The sequence below is a fragment of the Sagittula sp. SSi028 genome, from assembly GCF_048553715.1.
Lineage (GTDB): Bacteria > Pseudomonadota > Alphaproteobacteria > Rhodobacterales > Rhodobacteraceae > Sagittula.
The window spans coordinates 1-15,186 of sequence record NZ_JBLZNC010000012.1 but is presented as its reverse complement, the minus strand read 5'-3'; the positions used below and the strand labels follow the sequence as shown (position 1 = coordinate 15,186).

At 58.1% G+C, this 15,186-nt stretch carries 12 protein-coding genes and 2 pseudogenes; 9 read left to right on the top strand and 5 right to left on the bottom strand.

Annotated elements, in window-relative coordinates; all coding sequences use genetic code 11:
* Nucleotides 1-2 precede the first annotated feature (2 nt).
* From ACN5AZ_RS17060 to ACN5AZ_RS17045, 4 genes are all read right to left on the bottom strand, one after another.
* On the bottom strand, nucleotides 3-347 hold the full coding sequence (locus ACN5AZ_RS17060; protein ID WP_419430112.1) for an STAS domain-containing protein: 345 nt from the start codon (nucleotides 345-347) through the stop codon (nucleotides 3-5).
* A complete protein-coding gene (locus ACN5AZ_RS17055) occupies nucleotides 344-1,531 on the bottom strand; it encodes a PP2C family protein-serine/threonine phosphatase (RefSeq protein WP_419430111.1) in 1,188 nt (395 codons plus the stop codon). The genes ACN5AZ_RS17060 and ACN5AZ_RS17055 overlap by 4 nt, the downstream gene beginning before the upstream one ends.
* 376 nt (nucleotides 1,532-1,907) lie before the next feature.
* A complete protein-coding gene (locus ACN5AZ_RS17050; RefSeq protein ID WP_419430110.1) occupies nucleotides 1,908-3,302 on the bottom strand; it encodes a hypothetical protein in 1,395 nt (464 codons plus the stop codon).
* Nucleotides 3,303-4,077: 775 nt separating this feature from the next.
* On the bottom strand, nucleotides 4,078-4,809 hold the full coding sequence (locus ACN5AZ_RS17045) for a DUF3883 domain-containing protein (protein WP_419430109.1): 732 nt from the start codon (nucleotides 4,807-4,809) through the stop codon (nucleotides 4,078-4,080).
* On the opposite strand from ACN5AZ_RS17045, the gene ACN5AZ_RS17040 reads away from it, so the two are divergent.
* From ACN5AZ_RS17040 to ACN5AZ_RS17000, 9 genes and pseudogenes are all read left to right on the top strand, one after another.
* Nucleotides 4,808-6,343, top strand: coding sequence for an IS3 family transposase (locus ACN5AZ_RS17040; protein WP_419430108.1), 1,536 nt, complete (start codon nucleotides 4,808-4,810; stop codon nucleotides 6,341-6,343). The two genes, ACN5AZ_RS17045 and ACN5AZ_RS17040, sit on opposite strands and share 2 nt — an antisense overlap.
* A 48-nt stretch (nucleotides 6,344-6,391) precedes the next feature.
* Complete coding sequence (locus ACN5AZ_RS17035; RefSeq protein WP_419430107.1) at nucleotides 6,392-6,664, top strand: hypothetical protein; 273 nt, start codon at nucleotides 6,392-6,394, stop codon at nucleotides 6,662-6,664.
* Nucleotides 6,665-6,759: 95 nt separating this feature from the next.
* Nucleotides 6,760-6,930: a helix-turn-helix transcriptional regulator gene (locus tag ACN5AZ_RS17030; protein ID WP_419430106.1), complete on the top strand. Its 171-nt coding sequence runs from the start codon at nucleotides 6,760-6,762 to the stop codon at nucleotides 6,928-6,930.
* Between the two features lie 503 nt (nucleotides 6,931-7,433).
* Complete coding sequence (locus tag ACN5AZ_RS17025; protein WP_419430105.1) at nucleotides 7,434-9,635, top strand: Eco57I restriction-modification methylase domain-containing protein; 2,202 nt, start codon at nucleotides 7,434-7,436, stop codon at nucleotides 9,633-9,635.
* Between the two features lie 89 nt (nucleotides 9,636-9,724).
* Nucleotides 9,725-10,624, top strand: a complete 900-nt coding sequence (locus ACN5AZ_RS17020) for a hypothetical protein (protein ID WP_419430104.1) — start codon at nucleotides 9,725-9,727, stop codon at nucleotides 10,622-10,624.
* A gap of 288 nt (nucleotides 10,625-10,912) precedes the next feature.
* The gene (locus ACN5AZ_RS17015) at nucleotides 10,913-11,314 is read left to right on the top strand and encodes a DUF6232 family protein (RefSeq protein ID WP_419430103.1); all 402 of its coding nucleotides are present in this window, start codon (nucleotides 10,913-10,915) and stop codon (nucleotides 11,312-11,314) included.
* A gap of 1 nt (nucleotide 11,315) precedes the next feature.
* Nucleotides 11,316-12,521 (top strand): hypothetical protein, encoded by a 1,206-nt coding sequence (locus ACN5AZ_RS17010; RefSeq protein ID WP_419430102.1) that lies wholly within the window; start codon nucleotides 11,316-11,318, stop codon nucleotides 12,519-12,521.
* 350 nt (nucleotides 12,522-12,871) lie between these two features.
* Nucleotides 12,872-14,077: a tyrosine-type recombinase/integrase gene (locus tag ACN5AZ_RS17005; protein WP_419430101.1), complete on the top strand. Its 1,206-nt coding sequence runs from the start codon at nucleotides 12,872-12,874 to the stop codon at nucleotides 14,075-14,077.
* 70 nt (nucleotides 14,078-14,147) lie between these two features.
* A pseudogene (locus ACN5AZ_RS17000) lies at nucleotides 14,148-14,527 on the top strand (IS6 family transposase); the annotation flags it as partial.
* Nucleotides 14,528-14,667: 140 nt separating this feature from the next.
* Here ACN5AZ_RS17000 and ACN5AZ_RS16995 read toward each other — a convergent pair.
* Nucleotides 14,668-14,925, bottom strand: a pseudogene (locus ACN5AZ_RS16995) (integrase core domain-containing protein); the annotation flags it as partial.
* Nucleotides 14,926-15,186 lie beyond the last annotated feature (261 nt).

The window sequence follows — 15,186 nt, the reverse complement described above, 5'->3', positions numbered from 1 at the left end:
GTTCACGACTTTTCGCTCAGCCCCCGAAGTGCGGCATCCTCATCGCGGTAGATGACGAACACACGGTCCATGCGGCAGATCTTGAACATCTGTGCGATGTCGGCATTCAGCCCGCAAATGACCAGCTCCCCCCTGTGGCCGATCTTTTTCAGCACGCCGGTCAGCGCCCCAAGACCCGAGGAATCAAGAAAGCTGGTGCCTTTGAAATCCACCACAAGCTGGCTTGCGCCAGCGTCGACCAAGGCCACAACTTCTTCCTTAAATGCTTTGGCGTTGATCGCGGTCAGCCGTTCGACACCGGGCCGGACCACTGTGATATCGTTGTCATGCGTCGTGGAATGGATCATCCCATCACCTTTCGTTCAAGGGCAACCACCGTCAGATCGTCTTCCAGTGGGGCGCCGTCGCGCCAGTTCATCAAAGCCGCCACAATAGTTTCAGGCAACGCGTCTGTTCCGTTTGTTCGGGCTGTCTGGATGGTGTCGCGCAGCCGCTCTGTGCCGAATGCGTCATTTTCGGGCGTTTCCGCCTCGATCGCCGCGTCCGAGCAGATCACCAGCCTGTCGCCTGGTTGAAACTGCGTGGCATTGTTGTCGTAGCTGAGGCCGGGAAACATCCCCACTGGAAATCCCCCGTCCCCGATGGGCGCGACCTCGCCCCCATCCGCCGGTATGCGATGCGGCGACGGATAGGCCGCCTGACAGTAATCAAGCCGCCCAGACGCGCAGTCCAGAACACCGCAGAACATGGTAAAGTAATCGTCGTTGTCCGACACACTGAACCGCTGATTCAGTTCAAACACCAAAGCGGCAGGATCAGGGCTCTCCCCGTCCCGCAGCACCGTGTTGGCGAAATAATCACGGGTGATGAGATGGCCGATGGCCACGGACAAAAGCGACGCATGGATGCCGTGGCCTGATACGTCCACCGCATAAAATCCCACCCGCGTCTCATCCAGCGGCACACAGCCAAACATATCGCCCGACACCACCGCCGAGGGCACAAAGGCCGAGGCGATCCGCATGCCCAGAACATCGGTGTGCAGGTCCGGCAACAACTGGCGCTGCGCGCGGGCGGCCGCCGTCAGATCCGCATGGATACGGGCGTTCGCTTCCTTCAGGATGCGGTGCTGTTCCGCCAATTCGCGCGCGTGGTGGATCAAACGAGACGCCGCCCCCAGCCGCGCCTGCAGCGGGGCGATCTCGCGCCCCTTGCCCAGGAAATCATCCGCGCCTGCCGCAAGTGCATCGCGGCGGACCTCGTCCTCTTCGCTGCCGGTCACCAGAATGATGTGGACATAATGATCCAATGCCATCTCGCGCACGCGCCGCGTCAGCTCGATCCCGTCCATCTTCGGCATGCGGTAATCGGTGATCAGAATTTGCGCACCGGTCTTGGCGATCAGCTCCAATGCGTCGTCACCGTCCTCGGCCTCGAACGTCCGGTAGCCCAGCTTTTCGATCACGCGCAGCAGATAGGTCCGCTGGATCAGGTTGTCGTCGGTGACGATCACATCAAGAGGATCACTCATGCGCCGCGCCCCTTGGCCAAGACACCCGGTATAGCGCCTTGCCCCATATCGGGCAGGCGGCAAAATCCGGGGCAAAGGGACAAACAAAAATTTCGGCGCATCACTATATCAATAGATCCAGTTGACCGGAGTGTCCGGGAATTGAGTCGTGAAGTCTTGGGGAAAACATAACCTGCACGCCCCCAAACCGAGACTGCGAGAACGTGGTAAACGCGTGGCATCCGCGCGCCTCCCATCACGCCTAGGTAGATCACCTATACGAATGCGCCGTTCAAGCCAAAGCCGCATAGGCCCGAAATTCGCCGTAGCCGTTGTGAAAAAGCAACAACCTATCCGGTATCACATGCCCCGTAGCACACCGCGAGATGCTGAACAGTCAGAACTTGAAACTGTAAGTCATCGACAAGCTGCCGCCGGTAAAACCGCGCCCCGGATCTTCGCCCTTGTTCCACGGCCAGCGGTTGTTGGAATAGTTGTTGTACGACAACAACCAGTCATCGTTGACGCGGTAGCTGGCGGTGTAGCTGTAATCCGGCTGATAGGTATCCTGCTGACCCGGCAGGTAGAAATAGGCCGACCCGCTGATGCGCAGCTTTTTGGTCACGGCATAGCCGCAGGACAGCGACAGGCTTTCCTTGTCCGGGCGCGGCAAACCAAAGCCCGCCGTACAAGGGATGGTTTTGTCGTTCTTCAACTGGATCGGTGGCAGCTTGAAGCTCGCGCGGAATTTGCCTTCTAGCAGACCCGCCACCGGATTGCCGCCCCCTGTGAAGCGGGCGGAATAGTTGCTGTAGCCCAGATTGAGCTTACCATTCACCTTGTAGTTGAACGCATAGGTATAGTCGGGGTCCCACGGCTGCTGCGATCCCGCCACGGGATAGCCGATGACGGCCCCGCGAAAGGTCAGCCGCTCTGTCAGTCGCATGCTGCACCCAAGGCTCAGCCTTGGCTTGGCATCGCCGGATCGTGTCGGATGCAAAGGCGCAAGCGAGGTCGTGCCTGTCGCGGTGCAACGCAAATTCACACGGTCCACCCATCGCTGCGGCTCAGGCGGCGGCGCGGCGGGCGCTGGCGCGTCTGCCACGGTTGGCGCTGCGGCAGATGGCGGCGCGGGCTGCGCCATTGTGGTCGCCAGTTCCGGTCGGGGCGCCGGTTCTGAAGGTTGCGCGCACAGCGTCGGAATAAAGGAATCCTGCTCCGCGCAGACCGCGTCATCGGTCGCGGCTGTGTCGCTCTCCAACGGGGGCTGCTCCTCTGGCGCGTCTTCCGGTTCAGCAAATGGTTCGGCAGGTATTTCAGCGCTCGGCGCAACCGCCGCTTCCGCGCCCGCCTCCAAGGTCTCTTGCAGCAGGGGTTCTGAAGGCTCGGTCTCTTGGGCTACGTCGGCTACAACCGGGGGCTCAGGCTCAGGCTCAGGCTCAGGCTCAGGCTCAGGCGCGGTACCAGCTAAGATCCATTCCGCAAGATACTGGACAACGCTGTCCAACCCATCGTCAGAGGGCAAGCTCGGAAGCAGCCCCTGCCCGACCGGCACAAAGAGGTCCGGCGCACCGGCCCGTGTCACCACACAGCCCTCGCCTGCTTCACAAGACAGCACAGCCTCTGCCACGGCACGCTCCCCCGCGCGCATTACCCGAGCGGACCCGTCTGGAAAAATCGCATAGCTCCACGGCCCGATGACCCCTTGCTGGTAACGCGACCAATGCAGCGCGCTCGGCAGGTCTAGGACCACCTCTTGCGCACCAGACACGGCAGGATCAGCGGTGTTCACAAACGCAGGCTTTTGCGCGGACCTCGCAGCAGAATCGACATTCCCCGGAGCAACCTGCGGCCCCAGCAGGGCAACCGCGAGGCCGCAGCAGAGCGCGTGGTTTGTCCGAAAACCCCCAATCCCCGCCATGCAACGAAATCCACCCTACAGTCTACTGCGCCGCACGAAACACGGTCGAATGCTGGCAAACCGGCCTAAAACTCGGCCCCTTACAAATCCCCGGGTCTTTCGACGCGTTGCCTGTTTTAGCACTGGAGGGGATGCCACCTTAAATCCTTACAGACTTGACCGACCAAGCAAAGCCTGTAGGGCCGCGATGTCGGAATTTCGGGCACATCGTGTCTTTTGCGACCACAACAGTGGGTCAATAAATGGCGTGCCTCATAACTGTGAAATGCGCTGCGGATCCTGCGGCCCCCTTCGGTTTGTCGCGTTGTACCTTCCGGAATGCAGACACACGAATGCCAAGCTTACGTCGCTTTAGGCATATGCGGAACACCCCGCGATAAGGGCATCTTAGCACCGATGACGATAGGGTTGGCGACCGGTCACGGCCAGGAGAATACCGTTGAGATTGACGCCACTTCCCGAAAATCAAACCGGACAGCGATCAGGATGGGAGTGAAAAAAAGGGGGGCGTGGCCACCTGATCTTTCGAACCAAAGGCGGCTTGAACCACTGCCCCAAGGTGTTCTTTCCGCGATCGCCCTTGCCGAACGCATCATCTATTGATTATGCACCCTGCCCGCAATTAACTGCTGATCGTGGTCGCATCTCAAAAAAAACGCGCCTGAAAGGACGTCGCGGTCAGCGAGACATGCGCGTCCAGCGGCGAATGCAATTCAAACGCGTTCGGCGCGCGCGCGAAGTTCCAAAGTCGGAACAGAGACCATTCCGAACGCCGCTCCTCTGCCACAGCCAATTCGTTCCGGCTAATATGGAAAGGTGTGCGTTCCCAGCCATTCGTCGTCTTCACTTTGATCAATCGCGGGCGTCCGTCCGGCGCGAAGCTGGCGATATCGTAGCCGGCCCCATCGCCATCCTCCTCCGACACCCACCGGACCTTGCACGCAAGATCGTGGCGGCCCGCTGATTTTAAAGCGGCACGCTCATGCGTCAGCACGCGCTCCTCACCGGCACGGCCGAGGGCGCGGTTTCGCTCGTATCTCTCCGCAACATCGAACTTTCGCGCGATGTGCTGCATCTGCTCCAGCTCCTGTGGCAGTGGCTGGTTCGACAGCGTCGGCGGTGGTCCGATCCAGATGGGCGCGGCGTCAGCCAAGCCGGTCGGCGGTCGCGCAGCAGGGTGGCGACCAAGCCAAGCCGGGTTCGACGCCAGCCAGCGCGCCACGGCATCCACCAAGGTCATTTGAAAATTGAACGCAGGCTTGTAGCCGGGGATCCAATCCTCCCCGAGCCCTTTGAGCACGGCGCTGATATTCTGGTGCTTGAACTCGACCGATCGGGGGTGCGGACGAAAAGTTGGACTATCTTGGAGATAGTTCATGTACAGCTACGAAGAACGACTGCGCGCGGTTAAGCTTTATATCAAGCTCGGCAAGCGCGCGCAGGCCACCATCCGTGAGTTGGGGTATCCAACGAAGAACGCCCTTAAGGGGTGGCATCAAGAATACCAACGTCTGCAGGACTTGCCGATACGATCAACACCGCGCCCGCCTAAATTCTCGGTGGCGCAAAAGCAGATGGCGTTGGAACATTATGCAACCCATGGCCGCTGCATCTCATGGACGTTGCGTGCTTTGGGCTATCCATGCCGAACCACAATGACGGCTTGGGTGCGCGAGGCCTTTCCGGGCATGAAGCCGGCCTCCAACACGGCATATGGCCCTGGCAGTCACCCTGATGCCGTGAAGCAGGCTGCTGTGCTCGGGCTATATAGCCGTCAAGAAAGTGCCCAGGTCCTGGCCGAAAAGTTCGGAGTTAGTCGGCCGACGCTCTATGCTTGGAAAACTCAGATTCTTGGCCCGGAGGCTCCTGCCACGATGAAACGCAAGAAGAGTGCCCTTCCCCCAGAAACCGAAGAGTTGGAGCGTCAGCGTGAAGCCCTGCAGCGCGACATCCGCGAGCTCCAGATTGAGCATGATCTGCTCAAGACTGCGAGTGAAATGATAAAAAAGGAACTTGGCGGCGATCTGAGGAACCTGAGCAATCGGGAAAAGACCATGCTCATCGTCGCCCTAAAAAACCGGTATAAGACACCAACGCTGTTGGCTCGGCTCGGTCTCGCGCGCAGCTCTTACTTTTACCACAACGCTCGCATGAAGCAGGGAGATAAGTATCTTCCCATTCGACAGGCTATGAAGGAGGCTTTCGAAAGCAACCATCGCTGCTACGGGTACCGTCGCCTCAAGGCAATTATGACGCGGGAATCCGTCTTGATCTCCGAAAAAGTGGTTCGGCGCCTAATGAAACAGGAAGCTCTGATCGTCCCAAAGCCAAAGCGCCGACGTTACAGTTCATATCAGGGAGAGTTCAGCCCTGCGCCAGAGAATATCATTAACCGGGAATTCCAGGCAGCAGCGCCAAATGAGAAATGGCTAACCGATATCACAGAGTTCCACATCCCAGCAGGTAAAGTCTATCTTTCCCCGATTATTGATTGCTTCGACGGCCTCGTCATAAGTTGGACCATAGGGACCAGACCGGATGCCGATCTCGTAAATACCATGCTTGACGCAGCGGTAGAGACCATCGCTGACAGTGAAGCGCGGCCCATCGTCCACAGCGATCGCGGAGGCCACTATCGCTGGCCTGGTTGGCTGGAACGTATCGACGCAGCGAAGCTCGTTCGCTCGATGTCACGAAAGGCAAGCTCGCAGGACAATGCCGCATGTGAAGGCTTCTTTGGACGTCTGAAGATTGAGTTCTTCTATCCTCGCGACTGGCGAGCCTTCACCGTGGCACAGTTTATTGACGAGGTTGATGCCTACATCCGCTGGTACAACGAAACACGCATCAAGATGTCCCTTGGTGGCAGAAGCCCGATCGAATACCGTAAAAGCCTCGGCCTTATGCCGTGAAAACAGTCCAACTTTTCGTCCGCACCCCCGGTTAAGCCGCTGTCTGACATGACTTTGGCCATGCGACTGCGCCGCCACTTCAAAGAGAACCCGCCGACCGTTCACGGGTTCCGGTCAAGCTTCACCGATTGGGCCGCAGAGCGCGGGGGCTTCCCGCGTGAAGTCGTGGATGCGTCTCTCGCTCACCAGACGGGAAGCAAAGTGGACATGGCTTACCGTCGCACGGATTTCTTCGAACATCGGCGCGATCTCATGCAGGCTTGGGCAAACCATGTACTTGGTGACGCAGAGGCGTCGCCCAGCGCGCAAGCTGCTGAATAGGCCCCGCTATTTCGCGAAATGTCGCGCCAAAACATATAGTTGGATACCCTTGAATTGTGTAGAATAGGGCCATCCCAAAAAATACAGGAGAAGCCATGGAATTACTGAGCATCCCGGAAGTCTGTCAGCTGCTACGCATCAGCCGGTCCAAACTCTACGACCTCTGGAACGCGGGAATCGGACCAAAAAGTGTTTATATTGGAAATGCGCGGCGCGTGGTGCGCGGGGACTTGGAAGACTGGATTAAAGATCAGAGGGCCGCATAGCGGCCCTTTATTTTTGGCGATCCGGAGAGTTGAGGTGCCGAAAAAAAGTTTTTGCGCCCCCTTGAACGCCTGTAGTAGTTTGGGGGAGAATGCTTCAAAACCATCTGCCTGTGAAGCCGACGGCTCCCTTGAGTGACCTTTTCTGATACTGGATCGCTTGCGGGAGCTATTATTTTTTCTACTTCTTTCTTTTTTAAGGAGGGGGTAAATGTTAGAAAAGTATATATGCAATACAAATCCAAATCGGGTTCATCAGGGAATGTTCAATTTCGCGAAATTGATAAAAATATAGTAAGACCGATTGGGAAATGTATTGCACCCATACTTTTGAGCGCCGAGGGCTGAACATCCCTACTGGCCATTTCGCGAAACGAACCCGAAGCGCACTGCGGACAAGCAACCTCGACGCTTCACAGGCGGATGCACGTTTACCTCTTGGCAACACGCGTGAAAACCTGCTGTAAACTCCGGTAAAATTTCGCGATTTTCGAAAGCTCTTCTGAATGCCCTTGTTCAATCCCAAGACAATCAAACGTCACGCCAAGCCTGCCGCTATCCCGGAGGCGCACCTGAAGCACCTTCAGGAATGGCGAGACATGATTGACGACAAGCGCATCTTCGGCCTCAAGGAAACCGCCCTGCACGGCCAGTTCGCGACCAAGATCGTTGAAGGCGTTCTCGGGTACACCGGGGCCGCATCTGGTTCGAGCTACACAGTCGCGACGGAGAAAAGCATCCTGAGCGGCAGTGTCGATCTCGCTCTTGGCCATTTCGGTGGCAAGACGACCGAAATCATTGCCCCATTCGAATTGAAGGGGGCAAAGACCCACGACCTCGACGCAATCATGCCAGGGCGCAACAAAAGCCCCGTCCAGCAGGCTTGGGAATACGCGACCCATGCCCGAGGGGTGAAATGGGTTTTGGTCTCCAACTACGTCGAATTGCGCCTCTACGGCTTCGGAGAGGGCACGTCAGCCTATGATGTGTTCCGAATGGATCAACTCACCGATCCCGAGGAATACGCGCGCTTCATGCTCCTCCTCTCGGCTGAGAACCTGCTGTCCGGCAAAACACTCGACCTGCTCAAGGAAAGCCGGAAGGAAGACAAGGACATCACCGACAGCCTGTATCGGGACTATAAAGCTTTACGCCTCAAACTCCTGTCTGGCATCCAAGACGCGGCCCCGGCACTCCCCGGCCTAGAAGCCATCGCGCTGGCCCAGAAAATTCTCGACAGGGTCCTTTTCATCGCCTTTGCCGAGGATACAGGCTTGCTGCCCCAGAACACGCTGGAGAGCGCCTACGAGGCCCAGAACGCCTACAACCCCCAACCCGTCTGGCAGAACTTCAAGGGCCTCTTCCAAGCCATCGACAAGGGTAATGAGGCGTTGAAGATCCCGCGCTACAACGGGGGCCTTTTCCGGGAGGACGCCGTGATCGACGGCCTCACCCTCTCGGACGAGATTTGCGAGGGCTTCAAGGTCCTAGGTGGGTATGACTTTGCCTCGGAGGTGTCCGTCACTGTCCTCGGCCACATCTTCGAGCAATCCATCGCGGACGTGGAGCGGCTGCAAGCCGTCGCCCGTGGTGAGCAGGAGGAACCCGAGAAGGCCACTGGCACCACCGGGCGGCGCAAACGGGACGGAGTGGTTTACACCCCCGACTACATCGCGCGCTTCATCGTGGCGGAAACGCTAGGCGTTCACCTCAAGGAAATCTTCGACGGCATCCTGCGCGACCATGCGGTCAAAGGCACCGACCTGACCGATTACGCAAACATCAAATGGCGAGCCAAGAAGTCTGGCGAACTCAAAGCATGGCAAGCCTATCGCGACCGTCTGCGCACCCTGCGCATCGTTGACCCAGCCTGCGGCTCTGGCGTCTTTCTCATCATGGCGCTGGACTTCATGCGCGCCGAACTCACCCGCGTAAACGACAAGATCAAGGAACTCTCTCCCAAGCAGGAATACTTCGGCGACCTGCTCACCTACGTCCCCGACAGCGAAATCCTGACCAACAACCTGTTTGGCGTAGACGTGAACGAAGAGAGCATTGAGATCACCAAGCTCTCGCTCTGGATCAAGACCGCCCAGCGCGGCAAGGTGCTCGACAGCCTGTCTGGCAGCATCCGCGTGGGCGACAGCCTTATCGAAGACAGCAACTACGCCTACCTCGACCATGCCTTCACGTGGGAAACCGCCTTCCCCGAGGTCTTTGCCGAAGGTGGCTTTGACGTAGTGCTGGGCAACCCGCCTTACGTGCGGATGGAGTTCCTAAAGACGCTCAAACCCTATCTGGAAGGCCGGTATGAGGTCGTGTCGGATCGGGCGGACCTCTATTGCTATTTCTACGAACGCGGGCTGCGCTTGCTGAAACCCGGTGGCCGTCTGGGCTACATCTCGTCCAACACCTTCTTCAAGACCGGCTCGGGCAAGCCGCTGCGCGGCTACCTGTTGCGCGAAGCTACGCTGGAAAAGGTTGTGGACTTTGGCGACCTGCAAGTTTTCGAAGGGGTGACGACCTATCCGGCCATCCTGACCATGCGCAAGGAGACGCCCGCAAAGGATCACGAGGTACAGTTCTGGAAGGTCGATAGCCTGCCGGACAACAACTTTCAGGCCACGTGGGAGGCCGCAGCAGGGCCGTATCCGCAGGCCGGGGCAGTGGCTCTTGGGAGCTTGAGAACCCCGCCCTGCGCGCGCTGAGGGACAAGATCAGGACAGGGCGACCCACCCTCAAGGAGGTCTACGGAGCGCCTCTGAGAGGCGTTGTAACGGGCCTCAACGGGGCATTCGTGATCGACACCCCGACCAAGGAGGCGCTCTGCGCTCAGGATCCGCGTTCTGCCGACCTGCTGAAGCCATTCCTCGAAGGGAAGGACCTGAAAAGGTGGCGGGCGGAGCCACGCGGGCTTTGGCTGATCTATATCCCGAAGAACCGGGTAAAGATCGACGACTACCCGGCCATCCGCGATTGGCTGCTGCCCTTCAAGGAGGCCTTGGAAAAACGCGCGACCAAGCAGGAATGGTTTGAACTGCAACAGGCGCAGGAAGCCTATGCACCACACTTCGAAGGGACGAAGGTGCTTTACCCCGAGTTCTGCAACGTCCCACAATTCCAGCTAGAGTGCGGGCACTTCACGAACAACAAGTGCTATTTCATCGGCTCCGGCGAAGCGTGGTTGGCCGCATTCCTCAACTCAAAGGTCGCTTGGTTCACGATTACCGGCAACAGCGTTCCCGTGCGTGGCGGGTTCCACCAGATGCACTCGCAATTCGTAGAGCAAGCGGTGCTGCCAATCATGACCGATGCGGCCAAGGCTGATTTGACTTCACTGGCACACGCAAGCCACATCGCAGCCCAAGCCCGCCTGAAACTCCAGACCAACTTCGCCCGCCGCATCCCCGACCTCTGCCCGCCGGAGCGCGTCACCAAGCTGAACACAAAGCTCAAGGAATGGTGGACTTTCCCCGGATTTGCCGAGTTCCGCGCCGAGGTGAAGAAGGTCTTCAAGGCTGACATTCCCCTGTCTGAACGCTCAGACTGGGAAGACTGGCTGACCCGCGACCGCGCCGAGATCAACCGCCTCACCGCCGAAATCGCTCAGGCCGAAGCCGAGATAGACGCCATCGTCTACGACCTCTTCGACCTGACCGAAGAGGAGATCACCCTCCTCGAAGCCGCCGTATCCTGACCCGTAACCGAGCAAGACAATGGAACTACCCCGAATTTTCGAGACCTGCCCACTCAGGAACAAAAAGCCTTATTAGATGCGAACAGAAACCGAGGAGCCGACGAGGCGGACCTGCCAGCGGAATCCGCTCACGAAGCTTTAGAGACCAGCGGAAGGCCGTCTAGCGTCGTTGGTGCGCGCCGCCTGAGACCTTATTCCGACCTGACAGCAGAAGAGCGTGAATACATCCGGAAAAACGGCAAGGTACCTCCAAGCGCGTATGGCGCGGGTCCTTTTCTGGTAAAGGAAGTGACCGAGGAAGGGCTGGTCTACGCCTTTGCAAACGGCCTCCGCATTACGCCATCACAGGTCCGACTTGATGGAAAGTTTTGGCGCATCAAACATATCAAAAGCGTGTGGATCGACCGCGCCTCTGGGGGCATCGGCATCCCGTTCTACGGCCTACTTACGGTTGTTCTCATTATGATGTTCTTTGCCGGGTCATTTAGTCTCGGAAAGATGTTCATATTGGGTCTCGCGCTTTGGTCCGGCTACGGCATGTGGGCCTCTTGGGACGGTCTTCATATTAGCCAAGTCCGCATGAAAATCGGCGCAACACCGATTATCATCTTTCAGTCACGAGACGAACGTGAAGCCAAACGCGTAAAGAATATTCTCGAAGACGCGATCGCGGAGTTGGACAAGGCATAACATGACCGACCGTTTTCAGCACGTAACACGCCAAGAACTTTACGAAAAGGTCTGGGCGGAACCCATGACAAAGGTGGCCGAACACTTCGGTCTCTCCGATCATGGTCTCGCCAACCTCTGCTCACGCCACAACATTCCCAAACCGCCGCGTGGTTATTGGGCAAAGCTGGCCGCGGGCAAGCCATCGCCTCAAACCCCGTTGCTAGACCCAAACGACGGCGACCGCACGATCACCATTACCCGAACGCTCGAACCGCCCATGCCTGTAGCCGCCACCAGAGACATCAAGAACGCCGACCCAGAACCCGTGGTCATTCCCGAAACCATGTCTGGTTTGCACCCTATCGTCCGAGGCTGGGTCAACGACCATAAAGAGGAGCAGGCCCGCCTGCGCCGCGAAGCCAAGGGCCGCGACCCAGTTTTCAGGACCGCAGCGTGGCAGCGTGCCGACCTGACAGAGCGGGACCAATATCGCTTTCGCGTCACCAGTGCTTTCTTCAAGGAACTCGACCGCAAAGGCATTCCGATTTCGGATGCTCATGTCAACGGACGTTTCAAGCTGACCATTTCGGGGGAGACCGTCAACGGCACAGTCGTGGAAAGGATGCACAAGGCCTACACCGCTGACGTAGAGCCTTGGACGGCATGGCCAGAACACCACGCAGGACGGCTTAAACCGAGTGGCTTCCTGCGGCTGAAGATTGAGGCCCCTTGGGCTATTCAGATGGAACTGGTCGAGAGCGAAGCGCGCAAGGCGAGTACATTAATCCCTCAGTTGATGCTTTTCGCGGACGCATTGGAACCCCGCCTGCGCGAGAAGCAGGCGGAGCAGCGGCAGTGGCAAGAGGAGTATGAGGCCCGCAAGCAAGAGGAAGAACGCCGCGCCCGAGAGGCCAGACAGGAAGAGGAGCGCTGGCAGCAGTTTCGCTCCAAGGCAGGTGATTTCGAAGAGGTCCAGCGCCTGCGCGCGTTCATCGCCGCCTTACGCTCTTCGTGCAACGAGACAGGCGAAGACATCGACGGGAAGTCTATGGAAGAGTGGCTGGCGTGGGCCGAAGAACGTGCTACCGAATTGGATCCGCTCACAGACCCAACCCAAGTCTTCAAGCGGCCAAGCAGAACTGGTGGCGGTGAGTTCAGCCTGCACCAGTGTGAACCACCTGAAAACTGCGCCAGAGCATCTGGGCGAATTTCTCACAGTGAATAGATGGCGCTGACTTCGACCACGAAAAAGGTGGTACCCGTGTTGGGTGGTGTGCGAATTGTGAGTGTGGGGTAAAGTGTGGGGGTCTATGCCGTTCGGACCCCGGCCCCTCCACCTAGTGTATTGCAATTAGATGAAGAATTCTGGGTATAGTGGCGGAGGCTCAGTCCGCTTGGTATACGTCTTACCCAGTCTCATGCGAATTCACTATGCCCACCGTAGTAACTGATTTAATTACATTAATCCGAATTTCCATGTTCACATCGCATCATCTAGCCTCACCAAATCTCTTTCCTATTGTGGGCCTGAATGTGGGGCTGTTACTACAGACCCACGTGAAAAGGTGGTTAACGATGCTGACGGATACAAAGCTTAGGAAGGTGAAAACCGGTGAGAAGCCGCTTTCGGTGGGAGGTGCGCCGGGGCTCTGGTTCAAAGTGGGCGCACAGAATGGCCAAGGTAAGTTTTACCTCCGCTTCACTTCACCCCAGACCAGCAAGCGTCGTGACATGGGACTTGGGAAATATCCTGAGACAAGCCTTGCTCAGGCGCGCGCGGCGGCGCTGTCCGCTCGTGAGCTGATCGCACAGGGGCTGGACCCCATCGCCCAGCGCGATGCCAAGGCTAAAGCCGCAATCGCGGAACCAACGGTGCCGACATTCGAATGCGCAGCGCGGCAGACCTTTGCAGCCATCCAAGACAGCTACAAAAACGACAAGCATCGCGCGCAATGGCTCTCCACCTTGGAAAGCTACATATTCCCTGAGATCGGCAAGACACCTGTTGACCAGCTAAGCACTGCCGATTTCGCGACGGCTCTGGCGCCGATCTGGCTGACCAAGGCGGAGACGGCGTCGCGTGTCCGGCAGCGCTGCACACGTGTGATGAACTACTGCGTGGCGCAGCGATGGTCGGATATCAATCCGGTCTTTGCCGTCGATGCGCTGCTACCGAAACAGCCGAGCAAGGCAGACCGGGTCGCGCATCATCCTGCCGTGCCGTGGCGCGAACTGCCTGAGGTCATGCCAAAGCTTTTTCCCGATGACCTCTGGAGCGCCAGCCGCGATGCGCTCTTGTTCCTGATCCTCACGGCCTCCCGGTCTGGAGAAGTGCGCGGCGCGTCATGGGACGAGTTCGACCTAGAGGCAGCTGTCTGGACGATCCCTGGCGCGCGGATGAAGGCCAAACGTCAACATCGCGTACCTCTTTCCGTGCAAGCAGTTGAAATCATCGAGCGCCGTAAAGTGCGCTCGCCGGGCGGTGCGTTGGTGTTCAGCCACCGAGGCGACAAACCATTGAGCGACATGACGCTGACCAAACTCTTGCGAGACCGCAGGATTCAGAGCGATGTTCCGGAGCGTATCGCCACAGCACATGGGTTCCGCTCCAGCTTCCGGGATTGGGCGTCGGAGAACGGCTACGCCCGCGACCTAGCGGAACGGGCACTGGCCCACACCATTAAAAACGCGACCGAAGCAGCTTACCACAGAACCGACCAATTGGAGCAGCGCCGCCCGATGATGCAGGCTTGGGCGAAGCACGTGAGCCCGACGGAATAGTAATCGCCTTATGCTGCGACTGTTGCATTACCTCTTGCTGTCGGCCAAATTTTGGCTTTTGAGGTCCGCCATGCCAAGAAAATCCCCTTTCAAACATCATCGCTTTCCGAAAGAGGTCATTCTGTGCGCGGTGCGCTGGTAACTGCGGTATCCATCGTCTTATCAGGATATTGTCGATCTGCTGGCCGAGCGCGATGTCGCGGTTGATCGCTCTACAGTGTATCGGTAGGTGCAGAGATTTGGCCCGGAACTGACCAAGCGTACGAAAAAGCATGTCCGGCGCGCCAGTGTCGATCGGCACGTGGACGAGACCTACATCCGCGTCGTGGGCGGGAGTGGCGCTATCTCTGGCGCGCTGTCGATGCGAACGGGCAGATGATTGACTTCTGCCTAACCGCGCGGCGGGATACGAAGGCCACCAAGGCCTTTCTTAACAAGGCGATCGAGCGTAACACTCGAAACAAGTGTTCCCCTGCGACCGCTGAAGGTTGCTCTTCAGCCTTGGGCCTTCTTCGGTCTTCTGGCGGAAATTTCGTGGTTCGATACGTCCATGATCAATGAAGCTGACCTGCTCCCCATAGAGTCCGCGTTTATGAGTTCGCTCTGTTCAGGGTTTGGTCCTCTACTGACCGTTGGTGATACTCGCACGGGGTGAGCCCGTCGAGGCTCGTGCGCGGGCGATGGTGATTGTAATCTTCGCGCCAAGCCGAGATCAGTTCCCGGGCATGGCGCAAATTGGCAAACAGGTGCTCGTTCAGGCACTCGTCACGTAGTCGGCCATTGAAGCTTTCCACGAAGCTGTTCTGCATGGGCTTGCCGGGCGCGATGTAATGCCACTCGACCTTGCGGCTGTCAATCGGCACCGAATTTTGGCTCTGTCGCATATTGTGTGATTTTTGGCGGCCTCGTTCCTACATCTGGCTTGGATGCTGGAGAGGGGTGATCACCATGACAAAGCGTTTTAACACCGAGCTTTTGCCTGAAGGGCTTCGCGCCACCGGATATCACGTGGGCGGCGCGATCCTCGCGATTGACGCGGAGGTTACGGACGCAAGAGTAATTTGCCCGGGTTGCGGACAGAGGTCTACCCGTCAACATGGTCGTTACGT

Bases quoted from the DNA above. Each gene is read 5' to 3' on its own strand.
- ACN5AZ_RS17060 (WP_419430112.1), bottom strand. From the start codon at position 347: ATGATCCATTCCACGACGCATGACAACGATATCACAGTGGTCCGGCCC.
- ACN5AZ_RS17055 (WP_419430111.1), bottom strand. From the start codon at position 1,531: ATGAGTGATCCTCTTGATGTGATCGTCACCGACGACAACCTGATCCAG.
- ACN5AZ_RS17040 (WP_419430108.1), top strand. From the start codon at position 4,808: ATGTACAGCTACGAAGAACGACTGCGCGCGGTTAAGCTTTATATCAAG.
- ACN5AZ_RS17045 (WP_419430109.1), bottom strand. From the start codon at position 4,809: ATGAACTATCTCCAAGATAGTCCAACTTTTCGTCCGCACCCCCGATCG.
- ACN5AZ_RS17035 (WP_419430107.1), top strand. From the start codon at position 6,392: ATGACTTTGGCCATGCGACTGCGCCGCCACTTCAAAGAGAACCCGCCG.
- ACN5AZ_RS17030 (WP_419430106.1), top strand. From the start codon at position 6,760: ATGGAATTACTGAGCATCCCGGAAGTCTGTCAGCTGCTACGCATCAGC.
- ACN5AZ_RS17025 (WP_419430105.1), top strand. From the start codon at position 7,434: ATGCCCTTGTTCAATCCCAAGACAATCAAACGTCACGCCAAGCCTGCC.
- ACN5AZ_RS17010 (WP_419430102.1), top strand. From the start codon at position 11,316: ATGACCGACCGTTTTCAGCACGTAACACGCCAAGAACTTTACGAAAAG.
- ACN5AZ_RS17005 (WP_419430101.1), top strand. From the start codon at position 12,872: ATGCTGACGGATACAAAGCTTAGGAAGGTGAAAACCGGTGAGAAGCCG.